This is a genomic window from Lysinibacillus sp. GJ-1 (assembly GCF_021166035.1).
Lineage (GTDB): Bacteria > Bacillota > Bacilli > Bacillales_A > Planococcaceae > Lysinibacillus > Lysinibacillus sphaericus.
In genome coordinates this window covers 4,093,264-4,118,411 of record NZ_CP088912.1, presented here as the reverse complement: position 1 = coordinate 4,118,411, position 25,148 = coordinate 4,093,264, and the positions used below count along the sequence as shown (strand labels likewise).

Annotated in this window: 23 protein-coding genes, 2 pseudogenes and 2 riboswitches; of the genes and pseudogenes, 19 read left to right on the top strand and 6 right to left on the bottom strand. The window is 36.3% G+C overall.

The genetic code is table 11. The features are described 5' to 3' along the window. Positions 1-39: 39 nt before the first annotated feature. Positions 40-127, top strand: a riboswitch (cyclic di-GMP riboswitch). Positions 128-275: 148 nt separating this feature from the next. From LO754_RS20560 to LO754_RS20545, 4 genes are all read left to right on the top strand, one after another. Further along, the gene (locus tag LO754_RS20560; RefSeq protein ID WP_024364486.1) at positions 276-650 is read left to right on the top strand and encodes a hypothetical protein; all 375 of its coding nucleotides are present in this window, start codon (positions 276-278) and stop codon (positions 648-650) included. A gap of 35 nt (positions 651-685) precedes the next feature. Beyond that, a complete protein-coding gene (locus LO754_RS20555) occupies positions 686-1,402 on the top strand; it encodes a hypothetical protein (protein WP_227665384.1) in 717 nt (238 codons plus the stop codon). Between the two features lie 37 nt (positions 1,403-1,439). After that, on the top strand, positions 1,440-2,474 hold the full coding sequence (locus tag LO754_RS20550; protein ID WP_024364488.1) for a methyl-accepting chemotaxis protein: 1,035 nt from the start codon (positions 1,440-1,442) through the stop codon (positions 2,472-2,474). 94 nt (positions 2,475-2,568) lie between these two features. Then, entirely contained in the window at positions 2,569-3,816 is a 1,248-nt protein-coding gene (locus LO754_RS20545; RefSeq protein WP_231785166.1) for an MFS transporter, read from the top strand. 402 nt (positions 3,817-4,218) lie between these two features. On the opposite strand, the gene LO754_RS20540 is transcribed toward LO754_RS20545, so the two are convergent. After that, positions 4,219-4,413 carry an alpha/beta-type small acid-soluble spore protein gene (locus tag LO754_RS20540; protein ID WP_029747426.1) on the bottom strand — a complete coding sequence of 65 codons (195 nt, stop codon included), beginning with the start codon at positions 4,411-4,413 and terminating at the stop codon, positions 4,219-4,221. 194 nt (positions 4,414-4,607) lie between these two features. On the opposite strand from LO754_RS20540, the gene LO754_RS20535 reads away from it, so the two are divergent. From LO754_RS20535 to LO754_RS20510, 6 genes are all read left to right on the top strand, one after another. Continuing rightward, entirely contained in the window at positions 4,608-5,105 is a 498-nt protein-coding gene (locus LO754_RS20535) for a DUF1456 family protein (protein WP_231785165.1), read from the top strand. Between the two features lie 233 nt (positions 5,106-5,338). Continuing rightward, on the top strand, positions 5,339-5,533 hold the full coding sequence (locus LO754_RS20530) for a hypothetical protein (protein ID WP_024364491.1): 195 nt from the start codon (positions 5,339-5,341) through the stop codon (positions 5,531-5,533). Between the two features lie 225 nt (positions 5,534-5,758). Then, positions 5,759-5,844, top strand: a riboswitch (cyclic di-GMP riboswitch). A gap of 107 nt (positions 5,845-5,951) precedes the next feature. Then, entirely contained in the window at positions 5,952-7,700 is a 1,749-nt protein-coding gene (locus LO754_RS20525; RefSeq protein WP_229387804.1) for a methyl-accepting chemotaxis protein, read from the top strand. Next, positions 7,690-8,442: an SDR family NAD(P)-dependent oxidoreductase gene (locus LO754_RS20520; protein WP_024364493.1), complete on the top strand. Its 753-nt coding sequence runs from the start codon at positions 7,690-7,692 to the stop codon at positions 8,440-8,442. The genes LO754_RS20525 and LO754_RS20520 overlap by 11 nt, the downstream gene beginning before the upstream one ends. A gap of 24 nt (positions 8,443-8,466) precedes the next feature. After that, positions 8,467-9,960 (top strand): sodium:solute symporter family protein, encoded by a 1,494-nt coding sequence (locus LO754_RS20515; RefSeq protein ID WP_024364494.1) that lies wholly within the window; start codon positions 8,467-8,469, stop codon positions 9,958-9,960. A 174-nt stretch (positions 9,961-10,134) separates the two neighbouring features. Continuing rightward, on the top strand, positions 10,135-10,827 hold the full coding sequence (locus tag LO754_RS20510) for a hypothetical protein (protein WP_231785164.1): 693 nt from the start codon (positions 10,135-10,137) through the stop codon (positions 10,825-10,827). Positions 10,828-10,899: 72 nt separating this feature from the next. Here LO754_RS20510 and LO754_RS20505 read toward each other — a convergent pair whose 3' ends face one another. Both LO754_RS20505 and LO754_RS20500 read right to left on the bottom strand, forming a co-directional pair. Next, positions 10,900-12,594: a methyl-accepting chemotaxis protein gene (locus LO754_RS20505; protein WP_024364496.1), complete on the bottom strand. Its 1,695-nt coding sequence runs from the start codon at positions 12,592-12,594 to the stop codon at positions 10,900-10,902. 549 nt (positions 12,595-13,143) lie between these two features. Further along, entirely contained in the window at positions 13,144-14,139 is a 996-nt protein-coding gene (locus LO754_RS20500; RefSeq protein ID WP_435892043.1) for a peptidoglycan DD-metalloendopeptidase family protein, read from the bottom strand. Between the two features lie 206 nt (positions 14,140-14,345). Here LO754_RS20500 and LO754_RS20495 point away from each other — a divergent pair, with 206 nt between their 5' ends. The 3 genes and pseudogenes from LO754_RS20495 to LO754_RS20485 all read left to right on the top strand — a co-directional run bounded on the left by LO754_RS20495 (position 14,346) and on the right by LO754_RS20485 (position 19,016). After that, positions 14,346-16,241 (top strand): PrkA family serine protein kinase, encoded by a 1,896-nt coding sequence (locus LO754_RS20495; RefSeq protein ID WP_024364498.1) that lies wholly within the window; start codon positions 14,346-14,348, stop codon positions 16,239-16,241. Between the two features lie 158 nt (positions 16,242-16,399). After that, positions 16,400-17,568, top strand: a pseudogene (gene yhbH, locus LO754_RS20490) (sporulation protein YhbH). Between the two features lie 47 nt (positions 17,569-17,615). Continuing rightward, positions 17,616-19,016 carry a SpoVR family protein gene (locus tag LO754_RS20485; protein ID WP_107896915.1) on the top strand — a complete coding sequence of 467 codons (1,401 nt, stop codon included), beginning with the start codon at positions 17,616-17,618 and terminating at the stop codon, positions 19,014-19,016. Positions 19,017-19,092: 76 nt separating this feature from the next. On the opposite strand, the gene LO754_RS20480 is transcribed toward LO754_RS20485, so the two are convergent. Continuing rightward, positions 19,093-19,539: a hypothetical protein gene (locus LO754_RS20480; RefSeq protein WP_024364501.1), complete on the bottom strand. Its 447-nt coding sequence runs from the start codon at positions 19,537-19,539 to the stop codon at positions 19,093-19,095. A gap of 252 nt (positions 19,540-19,791) precedes the next feature. Here LO754_RS20480 and LO754_RS20475 point away from each other — a divergent pair. Continuing rightward, positions 19,792-20,674: pseudogene (locus LO754_RS20475) on the top strand (radical SAM/SPASM domain-containing protein). 338 nt (positions 20,675-21,012) lie between these two features. Here the strand turns inward: LO754_RS20475 and LO754_RS20470 are convergent. After that, positions 21,013-21,402, bottom strand: coding sequence for a helix-turn-helix domain-containing protein (locus tag LO754_RS20470; RefSeq protein WP_024364503.1), 390 nt, complete (start codon positions 21,400-21,402; stop codon positions 21,013-21,015). 212 nt (positions 21,403-21,614) lie between these two features. Here LO754_RS20470 and LO754_RS20465 point away from each other — a divergent pair, with 212 nt between their 5' ends. Next, on the top strand, positions 21,615-22,250 hold the full coding sequence (locus tag LO754_RS20465) for a restriction endonuclease subunit S domain-containing protein (protein WP_231785163.1): 636 nt from the start codon (positions 21,615-21,617) through the stop codon (positions 22,248-22,250). Between the two features lie 82 nt (positions 22,251-22,332). Here LO754_RS20465 and LO754_RS20460 read toward each other — a convergent pair whose 3' ends face one another. Next, positions 22,333-24,021 carry a ribonuclease J gene (locus LO754_RS20460; protein WP_407080992.1) on the bottom strand — a complete coding sequence of 563 codons (1,689 nt, stop codon included), beginning with the start codon at positions 24,019-24,021 and terminating at the stop codon, positions 22,333-22,335. A gap of 150 nt (positions 24,022-24,171) precedes the next feature. On the opposite strand from LO754_RS20460, the gene LO754_RS20455 reads away from it, so the two are divergent. From LO754_RS20455 to LO754_RS20440, 4 genes are read left to right on the top strand one after another with little or no spacing between them, the layout of a single operon-like run. Then, the gene (locus LO754_RS20455) at positions 24,172-24,396 is read left to right on the top strand and encodes a hypothetical protein (protein ID WP_229387790.1); all 225 of its coding nucleotides are present in this window, start codon (positions 24,172-24,174) and stop codon (positions 24,394-24,396) included. A gap of 53 nt (positions 24,397-24,449) precedes the next feature. After that, positions 24,450-24,659 (top strand): hypothetical protein, encoded by a 210-nt coding sequence (locus LO754_RS20450; protein ID WP_024364507.1) that lies wholly within the window; start codon positions 24,450-24,452, stop codon positions 24,657-24,659. Positions 24,660-24,674: 15 nt separating this feature from the next. Continuing rightward, the gene (locus LO754_RS20445; RefSeq protein WP_024364508.1) at positions 24,675-24,875 is read left to right on the top strand and encodes a hypothetical protein; all 201 of its coding nucleotides are present in this window, start codon (positions 24,675-24,677) and stop codon (positions 24,873-24,875) included. Positions 24,876-24,906: 31 nt separating this feature from the next. Next, the gene (locus LO754_RS20440) at positions 24,907-25,143 is read left to right on the top strand and encodes a cysteine-rich CWC family protein (protein ID WP_080653392.1); all 237 of its coding nucleotides are present in this window, start codon (positions 24,907-24,909) and stop codon (positions 25,141-25,143) included. Positions 25,144-25,148 lie beyond the last annotated feature (5 nt).

The following is a 25,148-nucleotide window of genomic DNA, read 5'->3' as shown; positions in this document are numbered from 1 at the left end:
TATAATGTAAAATTGTAATAATGTTAGTATTATTTTAAGAAAATGAAAAGGCAAACTTACTGAAAGGTAAGGACGCAAAGCTACGAGTCTAAAATCCTATTGGGATTATGATAGTCGGGTTGCCAAAATAATAAACGATTATTTGGCTATCCTTAATTTTTATAATAAGGGTAGTTTTTATTTTCCTAAAAGGAGACAAATTAAAGAACTATAGCGTTAATAAAGTCTTGTTAGTATAGGATAGTAAAAAAACTATATGAAAAAGGAGATTAAAAATGTTAGTCGTTGATAAACCGAAATATAATATGGCGATTTATGAAGCAAAAAAAGAAGTACACGTTCAAGTTCATGGGTTTATTAAAACAGAGCTTGTAGAGGAATATATAAAAGATTTGGAAGAGACTGTGGCGAAAGTACCAAAAAAATCCTATACCTTTGTAGTTGATGCAACGTATCAATCACCTGTTCCATCTAAAGTTTCAGCGGAACTAGGGCAAACATTAATGTTTTACGCATCACTTGGCTTCAAAGATATCTATATTGTCAATCCAGCCTCTAAAATTGCCTATGTGCAAGTGAGAAATGCTTTAGAGGGAGTGAATTTCCCAGGAACAGTAGTTGACAATGTATCACAATTAGCAACACGATAGTTTTTAAATCACTAGAAGCATATTTGGAGGAATTTATGATGCCAACATTACAAGATGTATATACATATGAAATCATTACAAAAGACCAACCAGACTTAATTGAAAAAGCGGCAACATGTTTAGCAAAAACATTTGTTGGAGTAGATGTAGCCGGTAAATGGGTGCAAGAACCGATAATCGGGTACTCCTTAAAATTACCTTATGATGATTTCTACCAATTCACGAAAGAATACATTGAAGACAATGTGCATCAAGGATACTGTGTTGTTGCGCTCGATGCAGAGCGTAATGTAGTAGGCGCTTTAGTTGGAGATACAAACGCACTGGAAATACATGAAGGTCCTATTTTTAGTGGCACGTTTTCTGATATGAATATAGTGATGGATGTATTAGAGGATATCGATGTTCGTTTCTTAAATGACTATAAACAACGTTATGGAAAAGAAATGGAAGATAATGAAGTGCTGCATTTATTTTTATTAGGTGTCATCGCTGAGCACAATCGCCATGAAATTGTACAAACGTTAGGTGATATTTTAGTTCAAAAAGCATCTGAAGAAGGGTTAAGACTGGTGTTAGCTGAAGCAACAAATCCGAAGTCAATGAGCTTGTTACAGAAGTATCATGGATTTGAAAAGTATGTAAATGTTGAAGGGGATTTCATTGTTCATAAATACGAAAGCAATGAGCATTTAAACGATATCCCAGCGACTGTAGCTGATGGAATTTATATTATTGTAAAAGAGTTATAAAACATCATAGGTAGAGAGAATAGGAGATTTTTATATCATGGATGCTATTATGCTAGTGATTATAGTATTTTTATTATGCACGTCCTTGTATTTTGCTTACCGATATTTTTCGCTTAAACGTCAGGCTGATAGTCAGAGTGAAGTGACAAACGGGGCAGAGGAATTATCTGCAAGTCAATTAAAAGAGCAATTTCATCTATACGAAAAAAATATAAATGAAAAAGGTCAAAATCTTGTTGAACATGGAGAGTATGCAGCGGAGAAGGCTGATATCGTTAGAGCAGCCATTGATGAGGTAGGAAAAGGGTTAAAAAAACAATTAGTAGCTACTGAGGAAAGTTCAACTTCGATTGAAGACATCACAGTGGCTATCGAAGAACTGTCTATAAGATCAAACCAAATTTCAGAACAATCGAATACGACGTTAGAATTGACGCAAGAAGGTAACGAAAAGCTCAAAGATTCGATGGTGAAAATGGAGCAATTTGATCAAACGATTAATACAACTTTTGATGCAATCAATATTCTTGGAGAAAAATCACATGAGATTGGCAAGATTGTCAAAGTAATTACAGGGATTTCAGAGCAAATCAATTTATTAGCATTGAACGCAGCTATTGAAGCAGCTCGTGCAGGTGAACATGGAAAAGGGTTTGCTGTCGTTGCGGATGAAGTTCGTAAATTAGCAGAACAATCGCAACAGTCCGCTGCTGAAGTATCGAATATCGTAAAAAATATTCAAGAAGAGACGGATCGAGTGGTTACATCCATGAAGCAAGGAACGGAAGAGTTTGCACAAACGAATACTACCATTTTAGAAATTGGTACGATGTTCGAAAGAATTGTAGAAACGACAAAAATTATTGCTGAAAATAATGCCAATTCATCTGCAAGTACAGAAGAATTATCTTCAAGCTCTCAGCAAATCATGGTGGCAATGAGAGACATTTCGTTCATCTCACGTGAATCTGTGGAAATGTTTGAGGAGCTAGTTGAAATTAGCGATGACGAATTAAGTACAATGGATAAATTAGTGCAAGAAGCAGGCAACCTTGTCAGCTTAAAAATATAGAGAAATCGGTGCCAGACACTAAAACAATTCAAAATGTTTTAGTGTCTGGCACTCTTTCATATATTCTAGTAAAAGCTAATAGGGGTAGATATCCATGGACAAACAAAATAGCAAATACAGATGGGTAGTATTTGTTGTTGTATTGTTTACTTATTTGTTAATGGCAAGTCAACGCACAGCGCCAGGATTAATTACAGACCAATTAATGAGCGATTTTCAGGTCACGGCAGCAACGATTGGCTTATTAACAAGTATCCAATTTTTTGTATATACAAGCTTACAAGTACCAATGGGGATTTTGGCTGATCGTTACGGCCTAAATGCTTTTTTAATTTTAGGGGCGACACTTACAGGGATCGGTACAATCATTTATAGTCTTAGTACACATGCACCTATGCTATTTTTTTCGAGAATACTGACTGGAGTAGGGGATGCAACAATTTGGGTTAATATGGTGCTTATTTTGGCACAATGGTTTCATCGCAAGGAGTTTGTACGTTTAATTGGTCTGGCAGGTATGACTGGAAGTCTAGGGTTTTTATTGGCGACAGTCCCCTTCTCCACGTGGATTGATTTACTAGGTTGGAGGATGGCTTTTTGTAGCGCAGGACTACTATTAACCCTGTGTACTCTAGTCCTTTATTTTGTACTTGTAAAAAAGCCTAAAACACGCTTTATCAACGAGCAAATTTTTGTAACCGATGAAGAACAACGTGATAAAACATCCGTATTACTGAAAAGAATATTTACCAATCCCCAAGCATGGGCTCTATTTTTTTGTCATTTTGGTGTAGTAGGAGGTTATGTAGGATTTATCAGTTCCTGGGCTGTACCATACGGAATGAGTTTATATGAAATGACACGTTCGGATGCAAGCCAATTGATTATGGTTGGTCTTATTGGGGCACTAATCGGAGCTCCTCTAACTAGTTGGCTGGCTAGCAGGCTAGATACGATTAAAAGGCCTTATATTGTCGTGCATAGTATTGTTTTACTTAGTTGGTTTACGTTTCTTATATGCAATGGACATCCAGCTTTTTTCTTGCTGTTGGTACTATTTTTTATCATCGGCTTTGGGTATGGAGCAAGTGCATTAACATTTGCGGCTGTACGGCAATCATTCCCTTTACACGAAGCTGGTGTAGTTTCGGGATTTGCCAATACAGGAGGCTTTTTAAGTGCCGTTTTGTTGCCCATTATTTTTGGTTATTTATTAGATCATTTTCAATCTGTTTCAGGTTATGTAGATGATGGCTACTACTATGGTTTTATAGTGCCAGTTCTTTTCTCTATCATTGGTTTGTTTGGTGTGCTGTATTTTAAGGAAAAGCGTAGTATCTAAAGGTGTGGAATTGAAAATGAGAGCCACAATCTAAAAATAAAAGTTTATAAATTGTGTTTATCGGAAAAAATGAAATTACTGTGAATGAATAGAAAGCTCTAGTTGTTAAATTTATTATACTAATAGAGCAGTTTAGTTGAAGAAATAGAAGTAGAAGGGTATTTTAAATAGGTAAACTAAAGTGGAAATATAGCGGTACTATATTGGTAAATTTTTTGTTCCACTTTATGTATGGAAGGAGTATTAGTGTTTTGGGAATAACAAGTATGGTCGGATACGTAATTATAGGTGCATTACTTATTCTTTTATTAGTATTCATCTTCGTCATGATAAAAGGGGCAAGAAAGTAAGTGCCAGGTACTAAAACAATTCTGAATTGTTTTAGTGCCTGGCACCTTTTATTTATTTTTGTCTTTTTTCAGCCATTTCTACAAGTCGTTTCGTGATTTCTCCACCTACGGAACCGTTCGCGCGAGAAGAAGCATCTGGCCCAAGTTGTACGCCGAATTCTTGTGCGATTTCATATTTCATTTGATTAACAGCTTCTTGTACACCAGGAACTTGAAGTTTATTGGAACTTCGATTTTTATTAGCCATTTTTCTCACCTCCTTGTGCTATTAGAATGGTCGGCAGTTTGATTTTCATACATTTAAAAACAAGGAAATGTGCAATCTACATACTATAGGCGAGGAATAATTGCAAAGCTAGCTAAAAATACAATTTACTCTGTTATAATAAAGCCTGGCTCTTATAAATTCAGATTTTGCAAGGAAATCAAGGAGGTTTTGCTATGACGAATAATGATATTTTGATTCGTTTACGATATGCACTAGATATTAAAAATACGGATATGGTAGAAATTTTTAAGCTTGGTGGCATGAAATACACTAAAGAGGATGTATTAAACATGCTTATCAAAATTAAAGAAGATGAAGAAGATATCCCAGAGAATTACATTAAATGTAATAACAAAATGGTAGAGGCATTTTTAAATGGTTTAATTACTTTTAAACGTGGCCCTCAACAATCAAAACAAGGTCAACAGGAAGGGACACCACCGGTTACAGGGAAAGAAAGCCCAAATAATATGCTTTTGAAAAAAGTGAAAATTGCAATGGCTTTAACAACGGAAGATATGCTTGATATTTTATATGAAGGTGGCGTAACAGTATCGAAAGGTGAGTTAGGTGCGATTTTAAGAAATCCTAGTCATCGTAATTACAAAGAATGTGGCGATCGCTTTGTGAGAAACTTTTTAAAAGGTTTAACATATAAATATAGAGATTAAGTATTAAATTGTTAAAGCGAATTGTGGTCGGATGCTTACCTACAGTAAGCGTCCCGCCTTTGTTTGTATTGGATGAAGTACATAATAACAATAAAAGCAATAAAAAATAAATTGTAAAATCACCATTATTTTCTTTGAACAGTTGATAAATGTGACGGAATTTTGTACAATGAAATTGACACAAAGTTGTCACAAAGGGAAAAGAAATGTTCATGAATAGAGGGGTGCTTTTTATGATATTTTTTGATTTTATTTTAATTGCTATTTCTTGCATTAGTATTCCATTAATAGTTGCTGTTATGTTAGACATTTTTTATGCAGAACGTAAAAAAGTTCGTTTTTCATTACGCCGTACTTCTGTATGGTATATGTGCGTTTTTGCATTATCCTTTATTCCAGCTGTCTTACTCGTAACACAACTTGCATAATTGAATAAACATTTAGGGGTAAGTGTTTATCAGAAATTTAAGCAGCAATAACGTATGTTTACGTTGTCGCTGCTTATTTTTTGTCAGGACTTTTTACAATAAAGAAGAATATTTTTACATAGTAATTATTTCATTGTTTGTACATAAGTAGTAAAATAAGAGCATGGACTAAATAGTAATTTTGGAAGCTGTATTGATTATTTTTTACTATTATGTTAATTTGAGGAGAAATAAGGGCAAATCTACTGAAAGGTAGAGACGCAAAGCTACAGGTCTAAGGCAGATAACGCTATGATGGCTGGGTTGCAAAAGATTAGTAGTTATTGGGATTTATTATTTTTTTATCTTTAATAACCTATTTCTTTTGAAATAGGTTATTTTTTTTTGACCTATAAAATATAAAGAGGAGGAATTATCTATGCAATTTTTAAAAAATGTTTCATTGAAAAACAAATTATTACTTACAGTTTCAATTATTGTTTTAATGTTGATTTCTATCGTTACAACGCAAAGTATTAGTGAGCTTAACAAAAGAATGAATGTAGATTTGGAACAAGAGTTAAAAAGTGTTGGTATATTGACAGCTATGAATCTCGATAGTGATCAGATAAAACATTTATTAACTGAAAAAGGGGAAAGTAATCCCGATTTTAAAAATCTCCAAAAACAGCTAGATATGATTCAGGAAGAACAGGGGATAATGAGCTGGAGTTATATTTGGGATATGAAAGATAAAGGTGTTAATCCGATAGGGTATACATCCAACTTGAATGAGGTTTATGAAGCTGGTGAGATTTTCGAAGATTTAGCAGATGAACATGTAGCAACAGCTAAGCGTGCAATTGACAGTAATCAGTCTGAAGTGACGAACGTATTCGAAGATCAATTTGGTGCTTGGAGAACAGTATTTACCCCTATTAAAGATGATAATGGCAAAATGATCGCCTTATTAGGTATTGATTATTCCGCAGATTACATAAATACAATCATTAAAACAAGTATGACAAAACAAATTGCAATTGCAGTTGTTGGTTTGATTATTTTACTAATTTTACTTTACATAATTATCGATCGACTATTAAAACCTCTTAAGAAAGTAGTCGATGTTGCAAATCAAGTGGCAAATGGTGAATTGCAACAAGTTGAATTAGAAATTACAAAAGATGAAATAGGGAACTTATCGCAATCTATTCAAACGATGGTTACCAATTTGCAACATATTATTTTAAATATTAGAAATACATCTAATCATGTTTCTTCTGCTGCAAGTCAGTTAACTGTCAATGCAGGAGAGTCGTTTAACAGTTCTACCGATATTGCAAAGGATATGAAACGTATAAATGAGAATGCGGAAGCATCTATGGTGATGACAGAAGAAACTGCTGCAGCTATGGAAGAAACAGCAACAGGTATTCAACAAATAGCTGACTCAGCAAATACTGCTGCCGAATCATCTATAGCAGCATCTCTTGCTTCTGAACGTGGAGATAAAGTCGTGCAACAAGTTATATCCCAAATGGAGCTAATTAATGGTTCAGTAGAACAAATTGGCAAAACCATTAATGGCTTACATGTTAATACGAATAAAATTAGCGATATTGTGAGTCTTATTACAGCAATTGCGGATCAAACTAACTTACTTGCTTTAAATGCAGCTATTGAAGCAGCAAGAGCAGGAGAACATGGTAAAGGTTTTGCAGTGGTAGCAGATGAAGTGAGAAGGTTGGCAGAGCAATCCTCGCAATCAGCAACAGAAATATACAATCTAATTAGTACGATTCAATCCGATTCAAATGCTTCCATTGTCGTGATGGAAAAAGGAAAAGCAGATGTAAAAGCAGGTATGGAATATACAGATGAAGTAGGGGAAATCTTTAAAGAAATTCTTACATCATCGGAAGAAGTCGCTAGTCAAATTCGTGAAATTTCAGCAGCCTCTCAGCAAATTTCTGCTTCGTCAGAGGAAGTTGCAGCGTCTGTCAATAACATTAAACAATCAGCGGAGCTTTCATCAGAGTTTTCATCTAATGTGTCAAAAGCGACACAGGAGCAATTAACGACGATGCAAGAAGTGAAAGAGGCTTCTTCTTCTTTAGGAATAACAGCACAAGAATTACAAGCACTTGTAGCAAAATTCAAATTGGAGAATGATGAAAATGGAAAATAATTTAGCACAAAAAAATGTTCTGATTACTGGTTCTAGTAAGGGCATCGGAAAAGCAATTGCACTTGCATTCGCAAAACAAGGTGCCAATGTATTGATTAACTATATTGGTGACGATCATGAAGCAGAAGAAGTGCGAGCACAGGCTGAAAAGCTAGGTGTACGAGCTTATAAATACCGTGCTGATGTATCAGACTCTCATCAAGTACAGGACATGTTCCGATACATGGATAGTCATCTCGGGCAGATTGATATTCTTGTAAATAATGCAGGATTTGCACAAGCTTCTAGCGTGCTAGATTTAACAGACGAACAATGGGACAGAATGATTAAAGTACATCTTTATGGATGTTTTTATAATTGCCGAGAAGCAGCGAAACGAATGAAAGAACGAAACAAAGGCAAGATTATTAATATTTCTTCAGATATTGGTAGTCTAGGTTGTGAAGAGTTTACGCATTACTCAGCTGCAAAAGGCGGCATTAATGCATTTACGAAAGCTTTGGCAAGAGAATTAGCGCCCAACATCTTAGTAAACGCTGTAGCTCCTAGTGGGACACTCACAGATATCCTACAAGAATTTGGAGAGAACTATATTGAAGAGGAATCTGCAAAGTATCCATTAAAACGCTTGGCACAACCTGAGGAAATCGCAAAAAGTGTACTTTTTTTAGCCTCTGACAACGCTGATTTCTATACAGGTCAGATTTTAACGCCTAATGGTGGAGTAGTGATGAACGGATAATGTAAGAACTAAGGAGCAATAAAAATGTTGAATATTTTAATCTTTAGCGTGTACTTAATTTTTATTTATTATATTGGTTATAAGGGGTATAAACGCGTTAATACGGCAGAAGATTTAATCGTAGCCGGATGGAGCATGCCTCTCTCAGTTGTGACGGGAAGTTTAATTGCGGCTTTATTAGCCGCTCCGTTCTTTTTTGCAGCTGTCGGTTCTGGTTATACGAGTGGCGGCTTTGAGGGATCAGCGACGATGGGTGGTTTAGGGACCTGTATGATTCTTGGTGCGCTTATATGGACCAAACCGCTTAGAAGATTAAAAGGATGGACATTAGCAGACTACTATGGCTTAAGATATGGTAGTAAAAAGTTAGGAGCTTACACAGGGATTGTAATGGCTATCGCCTTTGGAATCTTTAATGCAGCAGCTTTAACGGTTGGTGGAACGTATATTATCCAGCAATTGCTACAAATAGATTTTGTTCCAGCAGCATTATTATTTGTATCGTTAACAGCACTGTATTCTGTAATTGGCGGTTTATGGGCTGTAGCCTACACAGAAATCGTACAAGGTGCGCTAGCAGTAGCTGGTATTTTAGGTATTACCATTTTTGTGTTTATTTATTATCCTGATGTGACGTTTAATCCGGAGTGGTGGAATATAAGTGAATTGTTTAATAAGGCAGGAGCTGAATTTTGGACGTTATATCTTGTATTAGCGCTTGGTGATATCCCTGCTGTTGACTTAGGTCAAAGGGTAGCCGCCGCGAAAAGTCCAAAAGTAGCACAACGCAGTATGATTATAGCTGGTATCGTTATTATAGCGATTAGTTGGATTCCTGGCATGTTAGGTGAAGCCTTTAAAACAATTTATCCTAATAGCACAAATCCAGAAACGTTAATGCTAGCCTTTGCACAAGGATACTTTCCTCCTCTTTTAGCTGCAATCTTTTTAACAGCAATGGCAGCGATGGGAATGTCGACTGTTGCCGCATGTTATGTTGCAACTTCTGGTATTATCACAAAGAATATTTATTTAGACTTTATTAATCGTAATCCTAATCCTAAAAATTTATTGAGATTTTCAAGACTTGTGATTTTAAGCAGTGCAGTATTAGGCTTAATCTTGGCTGTTAGCTTTCAAAAAGTAATTGATTTAGCTTACTTAGCTTGGGACGTAATATTCGTGACGATTTTTTGGCCAATTGTCTTAGGTCCATTTTGGAAGCGGGTCAGTACGCCAGCTGTCTGGGCAAGTATATCGGTCGGGCTGATCTATTATATAATCACAACACTAACTTTTGTACCTAGTTTATCCATACAGTCTGAAGGCTTTATAGGTTTAATAAACGAATTATGGCAGGCACCTGTTTTCTCTGGAGTAGTCATTTCAGGTATAACGATAGTGATTGTCAGTTTGCTTGTGCCACCTTCACAACATGTGCTAGATATGCATAAAATTGAAAAAGATAAAACATTAGATAATGTAGGCAGTAAGGACGAGCTAGTGAAACAACAATAAGCTCTGTGTTAGCTTAAAAAGACTTGTTCAACAACACGAAACACTTGAGGATACCAGTGTTTCGTGTTTTTTTATTATCCAAAAATGAAGCATGAAAAGAGAGATAGCTGAATAAGATTTCTACTATAGAGATGTATTTTCCCTATCTATTATTTTGTTGAAAGTGGGATAATAATGAAAACAATCTTTCTAGTATTGTTAGGTACGATATATTTGTTTTTAGCAATGGCAATGGATGCTGAATTCATAAAAAAATTGTACTTTTTAATTGGCATAACCTTAGTCATCATTGGCGTAATACGTTTTATTAAATGGAAATATCATACTTTTAGAATAATGGCGGAGCGTAAAAGTGCAAGTGAAGAAGAGTTAAAGAATATCCCTCATACCCATGGCATCATTGCAAGTGATGCTTTACATGCATTATTACTGAATGAGCAATCCAAAACACTTATACTGGCAGTTAAAGAAGATTGGGAAGCAGAAGTAGTAAAGAAAGAAGTCCGTTTTAATGAAATTTATGAGGTAGCGATTGTAGAGGACGGTCATATTGTGGCAAGAACTAGTAATGGTTTGTTTAGTGACTCTTTACTAGCGGGGGACCATCATGTTTTAGTAGAAGAAGCGGAGATTGAGGAAGAAGCATGTGAGGAACAGGAAGTGTTCCACTTAGCTTTAAAAATGGTGGTAGACAATCTAAGCGAACCAATTATAGAGTATATCTTTTTAGAACAAGAGGATGGCATTTCAATAGAAGATGATACGTATATCGAAGCAATGGCGTTGTGTGAACAATGGTATCAAAAGGTCAGTATTATTATCAAGCACTATGAATTAGAGCGAGTACCTATCCGACATTGGCAATAATCCTATACTAGATGTCATCTAGCCTAATAAAAAAAGCTATCACGAAGACATTCGGATAGCTTTTTCCTTGTATTAAAGTGTGAATTTTTGTAGTTGTGTGTTTAGCTCTTCAGCCATTTCAGCTAATTGATTGGCACTCTTTGAAATTTCATCCATTGTTGCAGCTGTTTCTTCAACAGTGGCCGTTGTTTGCTCAACACCAGCAGCGGATTCTTGTGAAATAGAAGCCATTTCATCAATCGAGCCATTAATCGCTTCGGAATGTTGGGAAATTTTTGTTAAGTTATTTGAAATCACATTAATATTGTTATTCATATCCTCGATCGCTTGAGAAATTTGATCGAATGTATGATTCGTTTGATTTAATTGTGCTGTTCCTTTTTTTACTTCTTCATAACCAGATTGAAGGGAATTTGTGACATTGCCTGTTTCGCTTTGAATGCGATGAACGATTGTTGAAATATCTGTCACAGAGAATTGTACTTGTTCTGCCAGCTTACGCACTTCATCGGCAACTACTGCAAAGCCTTTGCCATGTTCTCCTGCACGTGCCGCTTCGATGGCAGCATTTAAAGCAAGCAAATTCGTTTGGTTAGAAATTTCATCGATTACAGAAACCAATTTTGAAATTTCAGCAGACTGTTCGTTTAAACCTTCTACCTTTTTTACGGAATCTAACACAATGTCATTAATAGTTGCCATTTGTTGTGTAGATTGAACCATTAATGTTTTCCCTGTGTTTGTTAAATCATGTACTTGCCCCGAATGCTCTTTCAACTCAATGCCTTCTTGCGTTGTTTCATAAATATGGCGTTGGAACGTTGTCATAGTTTCAGCTAAATCGCTAGCTGTAGAGGCTTGTGTTTCTGTTCCAGTCGCAAGCTCTTGCATGGTATAGGAAATTTGTTCCGTACCTGTCTGAACTTCATTAGAAGATTGCGCTAATTCCTCACTGCTTGCAGCTACTGTTTCAGATACATTATGAATAGAGCTAATCGTATCTTTTAATTTTTCATTCAGGTCATTGGCAGAAAGCATTAAGTGACCAATCTCATCTTGACGGGTAACGGAAAACTTTTCATTGCGTAAATTCCCATCAGCTAATTCCCTCATATGATGGGAAACTACAGAGATCGGTTTAGAAATTCTACTTGCCGTAAAAATAGCGATAAGAATTCCTATAACTGATAAGATAATACTTACAATGACCCCAACGGTATTATTGCTTGAACTAGTTGATACGACATCGTTGCCGACCTTCGTAATGGCTTCGGCGCGTTTATCAGCTACTTCTTCATAGCCTGTGCGCACTTCAGTTACAAGATGATTGATAGCTGTTAAATTTTCTAACGCTAATTGTTTATCACCTTGCTTATATACTTCAAATACTTCACTATTTACTCGGTTGCTCCATTCACGAGCCATTTCTACGAGTTTTTCCCGTTCGGGCGTATTTTCATACTTTTCGACGATAAGGTTATTATCTTCAGCAATTTTACGGTATTCATTAAACGTCTCTATGTATTTTTCATCACCGGATACAACATAACTTAAGGCGGCAGATAATCGGACGCTCGTAGACATTGCTAGATTTTTACTTGCAGTTAACACAATTAAATCTTCTTCAACGAGGACTTTAGCCTGTTTCTCCATGTTTGTATTAGAAAAATAAGTATACGTAGTAAAACAAGCAAATAATACTAATAACATAATAAATGTACTTAATAAACGTGCTTTAATTGTTTTAAATTGAAATAAACGATTCATTTTTTCCATCCTTTAGCTTTTTCTTTAAAACTTATCCTACTCTATTTATTCTATTACTAATTGAAAAGAAAAGTAGAATTTTTTTGTTGAAAATACTAAAAAAGGTTTTTTGGCATAATTTAATTCATATTTTTCAAATATTTTTGTCTGTTTGCTAAAGGTGTGTATCTAATTACCTATTGTCATGGTGTTTTTAGAAAAAATAAATTTGACAATACTATACAATTTTTCGTAATTTCTATAGAGGATATCAAAAAACTGCAAGAGGCTGGGATAAAAGAGAAAAAGTGTTAGATGAACCTAATCAATCTAACACTTTTTTGCTATGCCGTTGTTGCCCGCTACGGCGGTGCTTTCCGCTCAGCACCGTAAGCCGCAACCCGCGTCTTACATTGTGTGCTGTTCTGAGCAGGATTCACCGCCTCCGCTACCAACAACTAGTGAATTTAATTTATTGTAAAAGCAAGAATAGCTATTGTCCCAGCCTCTTGCCTTGTCTTAAGAGGTATCCATCTAATTTCGCTGTGAATGGAGCAGTTGCCTAGTTCTTTACTGCTTATCTTTTTTTGCTTGACGTTCCCATTGTAATAAAGATGGATATGGATCAAATGCCCATTCTGTTCGACCATTAAATTTGTAAATGCCGTAATGAAGATGTGGAGGGAATTTTCCAGATGTGCCTTCTTTTCCATAACCCGAGCTGCCTACATAACCGAGTACTTGCCCTGGTTCTACAACATCTCCAACCTTTATGTCCTTATGATAGCTCCCAAGATGGGCATAATAGTGATAAGAATTATGGTTATCGCGAATGCCAATTCGCCAACCTCCGAATTGATTCCAGCCTTTGACTTCGACTACACCATAGGAAGTGGACAGTACAGGTGTCCCGTAGCCAGCAAAAATGTCAGTTCCCTCGTGGATTCGTCTGCCTCCCCAACCTCTATTATCACCCCAAGTACCTCTATAGCTGTAATCGGAGCGTGTTGGAATCGGGAATGTATGGGCATCCAGCTCAGTCGTTTTAAAATGTCTATACAAAGTGGAAATCGTGACGATTTGATTAACGGCTTCTTCACTTCTGTAGTATTCCCATAAAGCAAGTTTAAAGTCTTCATCTGTAGAACCAAATTGACTTATATAACTGGCCATAGAGAAGATCACATCTACATCATCTGAAGGGCTTGCAATACCATCACCGTTGCCATCCAGTCCCATTCCACCAAAATAACTGATTGTTTCAGGTATCGTATCTTCCTTGACAGGATTTAATGCACCTGACCAATATTCATCAGAAAATTGAATGGCGATGAAGCCATCTCGTTTCGGGATATCTTTACGAACGGATTGAAGATTGCGCTCATATTGATCGATAGCCGCTAAAAAGTGCCATGGAATTAGTAATTCATCGAATTGTACGTAATAGGACATACGTTGCTGTAAAATTTCTTCATTACTCGGTCCTTCATTTGCCAGTGTAACCGTTGGGGGAAAATAACTCCACAGCAGCATACATGCCAGAAGGAAAATTAAATAACGATTCAAAATTGGACCTCCTTTCTACAGATTAGAATAACCGAAATTTTATATTTCATAAGTCCACTTTAAATGCAGTAAATCCCTTTTATGTAGCGAGAAAAAAACTTGAACAATAAGAAGAAACTAATTCAATGAAAAAGTAATGGGTATCATAATGTATCTAACTTCATACTATGTTATAAATCAAGCCCTGAAAGAATGGAGGGAAGGCTATCAATATTTTAGATAAAGTGAAGAGCTATCGCGAAGAAGAAAATCGACTGAAGTGGGAAGGTACATTTGCAGATTATTTACGCATCATAAAGGAAAGACCTGAAGTTGCTCAAACAGCCCATTCTCGCGTCTACAATATGATTAAAAGCGCAGGTGTAGAGGAACGCGATGGGCAAAAGATGTATCAATTTTTCGGAAAAGAAATTTTTGGGCTTGAATCAGCAATTGAAAGACTGGTGGAGGAATATTTCCATCCGGCAGCAAGAAGATTAGATGTTAGAAAACGGATTTTATTATTGATGGGGCCTGTAAGTGGAGGAAAGTCAACGATCGTAACATTGTTAAAGCGAGGACTTGAACAATTCTCGCGCACGGAAGAGGGAGCAGTTTATGCAATTAAGGGATGTCCAATGCATGAGGACCCTCTGCATTTAATTCCACATCATTTACGTAATGACTTTTTTGAAGAGTATGGAATACGAATTGAGGGCAGCTTATCGCCTTTAAATACGATGCGTCTTGAAAAAGAATACGAAGGACGTATTGAAAATGTCATTATTGAGCGTATCACTTTTTCTGAAGACAAACGTGTGGGCATAGGAACCTTCACACCTTCTGACCCAAAATCTCAAGATATTGCAGATTTAACGGGGAGCATTGATTTCTCGACTATTGGCGTATTTGGCTCAGAGTCGGACCCTCGTGCTTATCGCTTTGATGGAGAGTTAAATAAGGCGAACCGAGGAATGATGGAATTCCAAGAAATGTTGAAATTAGACGAAAAGTTTTTATGGAATCTGTTGTCACTGACGCAGGAAGGGAATTTTAAGGCAGGAAGATTCGCTTTAATAAGTGCCGATGAATTAATTGTTGCCCATACAAATGAAACGGAATATCGTTCCTTTATTTCGAACAAAAAGAACGAAGCGTTACATTCCCGTATTATTGTTATGCCAATTCCATATAACCTAAAAGTGAGCGAGGAAGAACACATTTATGAAAAAATGATTAATGAAAGTGATATGGCTCATGTTCATATTGCACCACATGCATTGAAGGCCGCAGCAATCTTTTCGGTCCTAACAAGGCTAGAAGTTCCGAAAAAACAAGGTGTGGATCTTATTAAAAAAATGCGCTTGTACGACGGAGAAAATGTGGAGGGATTTAATTCCGTTGACTTAGAGGAACTGAAAAAAGAGTTTCCTAACGAAGGCATGAACGGTATTGATCCACGGTATATTATTAACCGTATTTCATCAGCAATCATTCGCAAAGAAATACCATCTATTAATGCATTGGATGTGTTGCGAGCACTGAAAGATGGTCTTGATCAGCATGCTTCTATATCTCAAGAAGATCGAGAAAAATATATGAACTATATTGCTGTTGCAAGAAGAGAGTACGATGAAATTGCGAAAAATGAAGTGCAAAAAGCGTTTGTCTACTCGTACGAAGAATCTGCCAAAACATTAATGAATAATTATCTCGATAATGTAGAGGCATTTTGTAATAAAAACAAAATATTTGATCGCTTAACTGGCGAAGAAATGAATCCAGATGAAAAACTAATGCGTTCCATTGAAGAGCAAATTGGCATTTCTGAAAATGCGAAAAAAGCGTTCCGTGAGGAAATATTAATTCGCATTTCAGCTTACGCAAGAAATGGCAAGCGTTTTGACTATAATTCTCATGAGAGATTACGAGAAGCAATCCAAAAGAAACTGTTTGCTGATTTGAAAGACATCGTGAAAATTACAACGTCTTCCAAAATGCCTGATGAGTCACAACTGAAGAAAATCAATGAAGTTGTAGCAAGGCTTGTTGATGAGCATGGCTATAACACAACATCGGCGAATGAATTATTACAATATGTAGGTAGTTTGTTAAACCGTTAACCAATGCCAGTGACAATTATGCAGGGGCGTAATGAATCGTCGGAATAGGAGTGTCCCATTTTTTAGGGCACTCCTTTTATTTCTCTAAAAAAGTTTAAGAAAGCTGACTGCTAGCATAGGATAGAAAAAGCGAATTTGATAGATGGGTGAGGATAAAAATGACTGAAAACGAAAATAAGCGATTTGTCATCTCTCAGGAAAATTGGTCCCTCCATCGTAAAGGGCACCAAGACCAACAACGTCATATGGAAAAAGTTAAAGATGCGATAAAAAACAATTTACCCGATTTAGTAAGTGAGGAAAGTATTGTTATGTCAAATGGCCAAGAGGTTATCAAAATACCTATACGCTCCCTCGATGAATATAAAATTCGATATAACTATGATAATTCAAAGCATGTCGGTCAAGGACAAGGTGATAGTAGTGTGGGGGATGTTGTCGCACGCGACGGTAGCAAGAGCAATCAAGGCAATGGCAATGGAAAAGAAGCTGGTGACAAGCCTGGTCAAGATTATTATGAAGCAGAAGTCAGCATGGAAGAAGTTCAAAATGTGTTGTTTAAAGAGCTAGAACTCCCTAATTTACAGCAAAAGAAAAAGCAGATATTAAAACCGAAAAAATCGAATTCAATGATATAAGGAAAAAAGGGCTTATGGGCAATGTTGATAAGAAGCGTACCATTTTAAATGCTATCAAACGCAATGCCATGGAAGGGAATGCTCAAATTACGCCCATTCATAACGATGATTTACGCTTTAAAACATGGGATGAAGTAGAGAGGCCTAAATCGAAGGCAGTTGTGCTTGCAATGATGGATACAAGTGGTTCCATGGGCACTTTTGAAAAATATTGTGCAAGAAGCTTTTTCTTTTGGATGACGAGATTTTTACGTTCGAAATATGAGACAGTGGAAATTGAATTTATTGCACATCATACAGAGGCAAAAGTGGTGACAGAAGAAGAATTTTTCACAAAGGGAGAAAGTGGCGGAACGATTTGTTCATCTGCGTATATAAAAGCGTTAGAGTTAATACGCGATAAATATAACCCAAGCCGTTACAATATTTACCCAGTTCATTTTTCGGATGGCGAGAACATTTCGATGGACAATGAGAAATGTTTAAAACTAGTGAGTGAATTGATGGAAGTATCGAGTATGTTTGGCTATGGAGAAGTAAATCAGCATAATCGTTTCTCGACGCTAATGTATACGTATAAAAAAATTGATGATCCAAAATTTAGGTATCATATTTTAAAGAAAAAAGGCGATGTCTACGATGCCTTAAAAAGCTTTTTCCAAAAAACTGAATTGCAAAATGAAAATTAAATTGGAAGGTGTTAAGCCATTCATTTCCGAAAGGAGGAGGCTGAAAAATGGAGAAGGAGCTTCACCGTGCGATTGATGAAATAACAGAGATTGCAACAGGATTTGGTTTAGATTTTTTCCCGATGCGTTATGAAATATGTCCTGCAGATATTATTTATACATTTGGCGCATATGGTATGCCTACTCGTTTTTCCCACTGGAGCTTTGGAAAGCAATTTCATAAGATGAAGCTGCAATATGATTTGGGATTAAGTCAAATTTATGAGCTCGTTATTAACTCCAATCCCTGCTATGCATTTTTACTTGATACGAATTCACTTACACAAAATAAGCTAATTATTGCGCATGTATTAGCACACTGTGACTTCTTTAAAAACAATGTGCGATTTTCAAATACAAGACGCGATATGGTTGAGAGTATGACAGCGACAGCAGAACGTATTGCCAGTTATGAAAGAGAATATGGCAAAGAAGAGGTGGAACAGTTTTTAGATGCAATTTTAGCCATTCAAGAACATATCGACCCTTCCTTATTAAGGCCAAAGCTGTCATCCGAAGATGAGGAACAAGATGAAGAAGACGTGATTACTTCCAAATCACCGTACGATGATCTTTGGAATTTAGATACGAAAGAAAAAGAGCAGAGACCTGTACGTAGAAAAATTAAACAGTTTCCATTAAAACCGGAAAAAGATTTATTACTGTTTATTGAGGAGCATAGTCGGGAGCTTGAGGACTGGCAGCGAGATATTTTAACGATGATGCGTGAGGAAATGCTATATTTTTGGCCGCAATTAGAAACCAAAATAATGAACGAAGGATGGGCTTCTTATTGGCATCAACGCATTATGCGTGAACTGAATTTAACAACAGTGGAGACAATTGAATATGCCAAATTAAACGCAGGTGTTGTGCAACCATCAAAAACATCGATTAATCCTTATTATTTAGGTTTGAAAATATTTGAGGATATTGAAAAACGCTATAATAACCCAAGTGAAGAGATGCGCAGATTAGGCGTTCTACCGAACACGGGGCGTGAAAAGATGTTTGAGGTGCGAGAAATTGAATCGGATATTTCCTTTATTCGCAACTATTTAACAAAGGATTTAGCAAAGCAAGAGGATTTGTATTTGTTTCAAAAAAAGGGCAATGAATATCGTATAACAGATAAAGATCATGAAATGGTGCGGGACCAGCTTGTATCGATGCGCGTCAATGGAGGATTCCCATATATCGTTGTGAAAAATGGCGATTACCTACGAAATGGTGAATTATATTTGGTTCATGGTTATGAAGGAATGGAACTAGATCCACATTATTTAGAAAATGTCTTGCCGTATATTTATCAATTGTGGGGGCGTCCTGTGCATTTAGAGACGTATGTTGATGGAAAGCCCATGCTTTATTCGTATGATGGTACAAAAAATTATAAGCGTTCTGTTTAAAGCAAAGCTTCTATCAGGTAGGATGAAACAACCTACAGATAGAAGTTTTACTTTTTTAGGCAATGAATTTGAATTTTTATTCATTGTGGTCGCTGTTAGATGGTTCTTCTTCAGGTACTGTATCTAGTAGTCCTTCTTCAACATCTTGAGACTGACTAGCGTGCGAATGGATATCACTATCGATAACTAAACTATCCCGTACCTTGATACCTTGTTGTCCACCAGCCTCATCGTTATCATCTCCAGCAATTCCACTTCTGCCATTACCATCCGCAAATTGAGAATTAAGATTTCTTGTTTGACTGTGATTTAGCGCGTTTTGTCCACCTTGGTTGGCATTTGTTCCAACATCTTTATTAATTTGACCGCCACCTTCAGCCCTTTGTTCAAAGTGGTTTTCGGTATTGCCAATATTAAATGTAATATTTATTGTGATGTTATTTTTCGCTTGTTTATTAGAACTTTCTCTTTCAGGTTCCTCCGAGTGATTCGAATGTTTTGGAGAATTATAAAAACCTGTCATAGTTTCCACTCCTTTCTTTTAAGTATTATTATTAAAGTATTAAATTATTAAAAGTTTACTTGTACGTGTAGCCTTATATTGACAGAGAATATGAAGAAAATTATTTGTTGCCATGTGTGAAAGTAGTAAAAAGTCATGATAGAAACATTACATTTAGAGTATCCAACATGAATTTCTGCGCGCTATCACGAAAATTTGTTAAAATGAATAAGATTATATGAATATCTATGGAACTGGAACGGTGAATAAACGTTGAAAACATTTAAAAAGGTTTATATAGAAATAACAAGTGTTTGTAATTTAGCTTGTAGTTTCTGCCCGCCAACTGAGCGTGCTAAGGGACTTATTAAAGTTGAACAATTTAATAAAATATTGGATGAAATACGCCCACATACGAAATACATTTACTTGCATGTAAAGGGTGAACCACTTTTACATCCACGTATTCATCAGCTTTTGGATGCGGCTCATGACAAGGGCTTTAAGGTCAATATTACAACGAATGGTACGCTGATTAAAAAAAATCGCGAAAAGCTATTAGGTAAGCCTGCATTACGCCAAATCAATTTTTCATTACACAGCTTTGATGGGCATGAGGGTTCTGAAAATCGTGAAAAATATTTAGGGGATATTTTAGAATTTGTGCGTGAAGCAAGCAAATTTAATACGATTATTTCGTATCGTTTGTGGAATTTACAACAGGATCATGTTACAGATTTTAGCAAGAAGAAACCGTGAGACGCTTGAAATTATAGAAAATGAATATAATCTCGATTTTCGAATCGAAGAAAAAGTACAGCCTGGTAAGGGTGTAAAAATTGCGAATAATATTTATTTAAATCAAGACCATGAATTTAGATGGTCAAGTCTACTTGCTCCAGAGGATGAAGGGAAAGGCTTTTGCCATGCGTTACGCAGCCAAGCGGCTATTCTTGTAGATGGCACTGTTGTTCCTTGCTGTCTTGATGGAGAAGGTGTTATTAACTTAGGCAATGTTCATGAGCAATCCTTTAGTGAAATTGTAGAAGGTGAGCGTGCCAATAATATAGTAGAAGGCTTTTCAAGACGAGAAGCGGTCGAAGAGCTATGTAGAAAATGTGGCTATCGACAGAAGTTTGGGATGGAAGGAGAATAGGGGAGGGATTAGAGTACTGTGACCGTTGCTGTCCGCTACTGACGGTAGTTTTCCGCGGGCACGACTTGAGCTAATTTTTGCTGCTCGTGCTGTTCATGCTGGAGTGTCGCGCCTTCCAATCCACTTCGCTTTCCGCGGGCACGACGTAAGCCGCAACCCTCGCTAACGCGCGGAATGCCAGCGTCTTACGTTCTGTGCGTTCCCGCAGGAGTCTACGTGGATTTTTACTTAGTAAAATTGTGTGAGTGACTGGCACCCTATATGCTCCCGCACGTAGCGGAAATCAATCAACACTTTAAATCTTGGCAACCCGCGTTTACAGTCAAACAGCTCTAATGTTATTCAACATTAGAGCTGTTTTTCTTTGTTTGCGCATCGATGGTATTTAGAAAATCTCTTGTGATGCGTACTACATATTTTACTTCGTCTAAATTGCGCTCTCTTAATAATGAGCGATGAATGTCGAGCATAAGATTTTTCTCTTCAATATCAGTAACACCCGATAATCGTTGGAAATTAAAGAGTTCTTCAGGTGCAATATCTAACGCCTTCATAAGCATTTCCAATGTACTTAACGTAATATTAGATTGCCCATGCTCAATATTTGAAATGCGACCTTTACTAAAACCTAACTTCCCCGTTCTCTCTGCAACTTCTTCTTGACTAAGCCCTTTGGAAACTCTAATGATACGGAGTTGTTCACCTACTAGCTTTAAAAAGTCTGACATATCATTCACCTCTATGTAAAAAGCTAGTGAAAAACAATGAGAATGCATATACCATTAAAATTATACAATGTAGATAATATTACATTAAAATGGTACAATAATCACTATATGAATGCTAAGTGAGAAAATATCTACCATTTGATTCACTGAAATCAGGATTTAACAATTATTTATGTGAGGATGGCATATTGTGAAGAATGGAGGATCTAAACGTGTTGAAGCGTTATAGACTAGATGAAATAGCTCTTATTGTTGCTAGTTTAACAACACCTCATATTCCAAATTTCTCAAAAGTAGATCAACCACTTATTACCGCAGAAAATTTAAAATGGTTGTCTCTTGGCGAAGATATTCGTCGATTCTCTCAATTGGATAGTGCGATAAATCAATGGAAATGGGCGAAGGTTCCCGCAAAAACAATTGTATTTGAAAAAAATAGCCTAGATGGTGCTAACAAGCATATATTTCAATGTGAAAGTGTTGCGTATATAGCACATGACGTAGTCGCGATTATTCCAAATGAGTCCATTATTTTAAGCGATTATTTATACTATTTTTTTAGTTGGTATCAACCAAATACAGACTGGAGACAGTTGCATCATATTCTAATAGATATACCTTCACTTGACATGCAAACGAGCATTGTCAAACTATTAAAAACAAGTCAACAACTATTGAAAAATAAAAAATCCTTACTAACTGCTGTAGAGGAGTTACCACTGCATATACGTAATATTGCGCAGCAAACAGAACAACATACTAGACAGTTAAATTACGGCTTTGACCAACTTCAAATGTATTATAATTGCACACTGCATAAAATTTTTACTGGAGAGCTATTTCGGTGAAACAATAAATCCTGATTGGCAAATAAAATACAAAGTCGGTGTAATCATTAAAGGAGTGAAGCTTACACCGACTTTTAAATAGTTAAATTTCAATAATAATAGGCAAAATCATTGGTTTACGTTTCGTTTGTGAAAAAAGATATTGGCCGACAGCCTTTTTAATTTCTCGTTTTAAAACAAACAGTTGCTGCTTGCTTTCCTCTTGTAATTCACTAATGGTTGCTTTTACGAGGACATTTACTTTGAGGAGAAGATCCTCTGATTCTTTCGCATAAACAAATCCCCGTGAAATGGTATCAGGTTCTAAAATAATCGACCCATCTGCTTTACTAAGCGTTAATACGATAACGAGCATCCCATCCTCTGATAGTTGTTTACGGTCACGTAATACAATTCCTTCAACTTCTCCAATACCAATGCCATCTACATACGTATCGCCAGATGGAATTTTTCGCGTTTGCCTCGCTTTAGCATTTTCAATATCGACAACGTCTCCGTTTTTGATAATAAAGGTATGCCCTCTTTTGACACCAACAGATTCTGCTAGCAAACGGTGTTGGTGTAACATGCGAAATTCACCATGAATCGGAATAAAAAACTTCGGTTTCATTAATGTCAGCATTAGTTTTAAATCTTCTTGATAACCATGTCCAGAAACATGCATGCCAGTGTTACTGGATGAACCATAAATCACCTTAGCCCCAAGCTGAAATAAATTATCGACAATTCGAGAAACACCTTTTTCATTTCCTGGTATGGGAGAGGCGGCTAAAATAACAGTATCCTCTGGTAAAATCTTTACTTCTCGATGGTTGCCACTAGCTAAACGGGCAAGAGCTGCTAATGGTTCCCCTTGACTACCTGTACATAAAACAACGACGTCTTCTGGTGGGAGGTACTTTACTTCACGGGCATCTATTAACAAATCTTCCGGGATTGTTAAATATCCACGCTCTAAAGCGACATCTACAACATTTACCATGCTGCGACCTAATAGTGCTAGTTTACGATTCGTTACGATTGTGGCATCTACAATTTGTTGAATACGATTCACATTGGAGGCAAAGGTAGAAATAATAACTTTGCGTTCAGCATGTAGAAAGGCTTCTTCAATATGATGACCTACCAGTTTTTCTGATGGTGTTAAGCCCGGTCTTTCAGCATTGGTACTTTCAGAAATCAATACTAGTACACCTTGTGTACCAACCTCAGCCATCTTATGAATATCTGCAAATTGATTATTTACAGGTGTTAAATCAAACTTGAAATCACCCGTGTGTACAACATTTCCTTCGGGAGTTTGAAAAACGATTCCTAGACAGTCAGGTATACTATGATTTGTTCTGAAAAAACTAACGTCAATCTGACCGAAATGTAAAGCTGAATCAGAACCAATCTCAATTAATTCCGTCTCTCTTAAAAGTTTATGTTCTTTTAGTTTTAGTTCAATTAAGCCTAATGTAAAGCGAGTACCATAAATAGGAACATTTATTTTTTTTAAGAGGTATGGAATGCCACCTATATGATCTTCGTGTCCATGAGTAACAATCAATCCTTTTATTTTTTCTTTATGCTCCTGTAAATAAGTGATATCTGGAATGATTAAATCAATACCAAGTAGGCTTTCATCCGGAAACTTCGCACCGCAATCGACAATTAACAAATCGTCAGCGTATTGTATAACATACATGTTTTTACCGATTTCGTTGATGCCACCGAGAGCAAAAATAGATAATGCATTTTTTGTTACAGTCAATGTGATTACCTCCATATAAACGTATTACGATAATTTTTAGTATTGCTTAAGTCTCCAATCTTATACTTTTGTAGGTATTCAAACTCGTCAGTAAAAGCTGACAGACAGAGGATGACGCATTCGAGATTGGATATGATAAGTGCATGAATGAAGGAGTTGTTTATAATGAAAGAATTTAAAATAACCTATTTCTTTGATGAGCTGCATTATGTAAGACGATTTATCCATATAGAGTCACAGGAAAAAGCGCAACAATTGGTTGAAAGTGAGCGCGATCAATATATTACCTTTACGGATAGCAGAGGGATTTATCATGAATTGCATACAAGGGATGTTCGGGTCATTCAAATTTCCGAATATCATCGTGTAGATAAAACAGTCAAAATGTAGAACACATAATCTTTGCATGTTTACACACATTAATGGAAAAGGAGTGAGAAAACATGGACAAAGAAAATGTGCCACATGAGAAGAGAATATTTATGAATTTATCAAGTAAGGACAAGCCAGATATGGTTGATTCGGATACAATTAGCATTTTTGACTTGCATGAAGATATGCAAACGGTTGATATTATCCCAATTGAAGAACTCAATAAAAGAGTAAAGAGAGAGGGAGACGAACTGATTGAAATGCAGCCTGATGAATTATAGGAAGGATGGGTTTACTTGCATAATATAAATGAAGAACAGCTTACGGTGTCCGGTACAAATATTAGTGATGTAAAACGTAAAAATGCTCAAGCGGGTTTATCTTATAACGAAGTAAAAGAGAGATTAGCTAAAAACGGTGGGTTTGGTACTGCCATATATAGTGATACAAACAGTGAAGAAGTAAAGGCGGAAATAAATCAATCTATGCGTAAGTAATGATAATAAAGGGAGTGCGAACAAAAAATGTATGTCGCACTCCTTTTCTTGTACAGTACAATGGAATGGAAAGGAGTGTGTTGAAGTGCAATATGAAGAACAGCGTTGCCCAATATGTGGGAAAGAAAATCATTGTGGAGTAGTAGAAGGTCAAAAGACATGCTGGTGTATGACGGAAAAATTCCCAGAAGGTATCATAAAGGCAATCTCTGAGGAACCTAAAAAGTGCATTTGTCAAAATTGTTTACATACATATAAAGAGATATAGATAAT

Excerpts from the sequence above, each read along its gene's own strand:
- LO754_RS20560 (WP_024364486.1), top strand. The coding sequence starts at position 276 with ATGTTAGTCGTTGATAAACCGAAATATAATATGGCGATTTATGAAGCA.
- LO754_RS20555 (WP_227665384.1), top strand. The coding sequence starts at position 686 with ATGATGCCAACATTACAAGATGTATATACATATGAAATCATTACAAAA.
- LO754_RS20550 (WP_024364488.1), top strand. The coding sequence starts at position 1,440 with ATGGATGCTATTATGCTAGTGATTATAGTATTTTTATTATGCACGTCC.
- LO754_RS20545 (WP_231785166.1), top strand. The coding sequence starts at position 2,569 with ATGGACAAACAAAATAGCAAATACAGATGGGTAGTATTTGTTGTTGTA.
- LO754_RS20540 (WP_029747426.1), bottom strand. The coding sequence starts at position 4,413 with ATGGCTAATAAAAATCGAAGTTCCAATAAACTTCAAGTTCCTGGTGTA.
- LO754_RS20535 (WP_231785165.1), top strand. The coding sequence starts at position 4,608 with ATGACGAATAATGATATTTTGATTCGTTTACGATATGCACTAGATATT.
- LO754_RS20530 (WP_024364491.1), top strand. The coding sequence starts at position 5,339 with ATGATATTTTTTGATTTTATTTTAATTGCTATTTCTTGCATTAGTATT.
- LO754_RS20525 (WP_229387804.1), top strand. The coding sequence starts at position 5,952 with ATGCAATTTTTAAAAAATGTTTCATTGAAAAACAAATTATTACTTACA.
- LO754_RS20520 (WP_024364493.1), top strand. The coding sequence starts at position 7,690 with ATGGAAAATAATTTAGCACAAAAAAATGTTCTGATTACTGGTTCTAGT.
- LO754_RS20515 (WP_024364494.1), top strand. The coding sequence starts at position 8,467 with ATGTTGAATATTTTAATCTTTAGCGTGTACTTAATTTTTATTTATTAT.
- LO754_RS20510 (WP_231785164.1), top strand. The coding sequence starts at position 10,135 with ATGAAAACAATCTTTCTAGTATTGTTAGGTACGATATATTTGTTTTTA.
- LO754_RS20505 (WP_024364496.1), bottom strand. The coding sequence starts at position 12,594 with ATGAATCGTTTATTTCAATTTAAAACAATTAAAGCACGTTTATTAAGT.
- LO754_RS20485 (WP_107896915.1), top strand. The coding sequence starts at position 17,616 with ATGGAGAAGGAGCTTCACCGTGCGATTGATGAAATAACAGAGATTGCA.
- LO754_RS20480 (WP_024364501.1), bottom strand. The coding sequence starts at position 19,539 with ATGACAGGTTTTTATAATTCTCCAAAACATTCGAATCACTCGGAGGAA.
- LO754_RS20470 (WP_024364503.1), bottom strand. The coding sequence starts at position 21,402 with ATGTCAGACTTTTTAAAGCTAGTAGGTGAACAACTCCGTATCATTAGA.
- LO754_RS20460 (WP_407080992.1), bottom strand. The coding sequence starts at position 24,021 with ATGGAGGTAATCACATTGACTGTAACAAAAAATGCATTATCTATTTTT.
- LO754_RS20455 (WP_229387790.1), top strand. The coding sequence starts at position 24,172 with ATGAAAGAATTTAAAATAACCTATTTCTTTGATGAGCTGCATTATGTA.
- LO754_RS20450 (WP_024364507.1), top strand. The coding sequence starts at position 24,450 with ATGGACAAAGAAAATGTGCCACATGAGAAGAGAATATTTATGAATTTA.
- LO754_RS20440 (WP_080653392.1), top strand. The coding sequence starts at position 24,907 with ATGTCGCACTCCTTTTCTTGTACAGTACAATGGAATGGAAAGGAGTGT.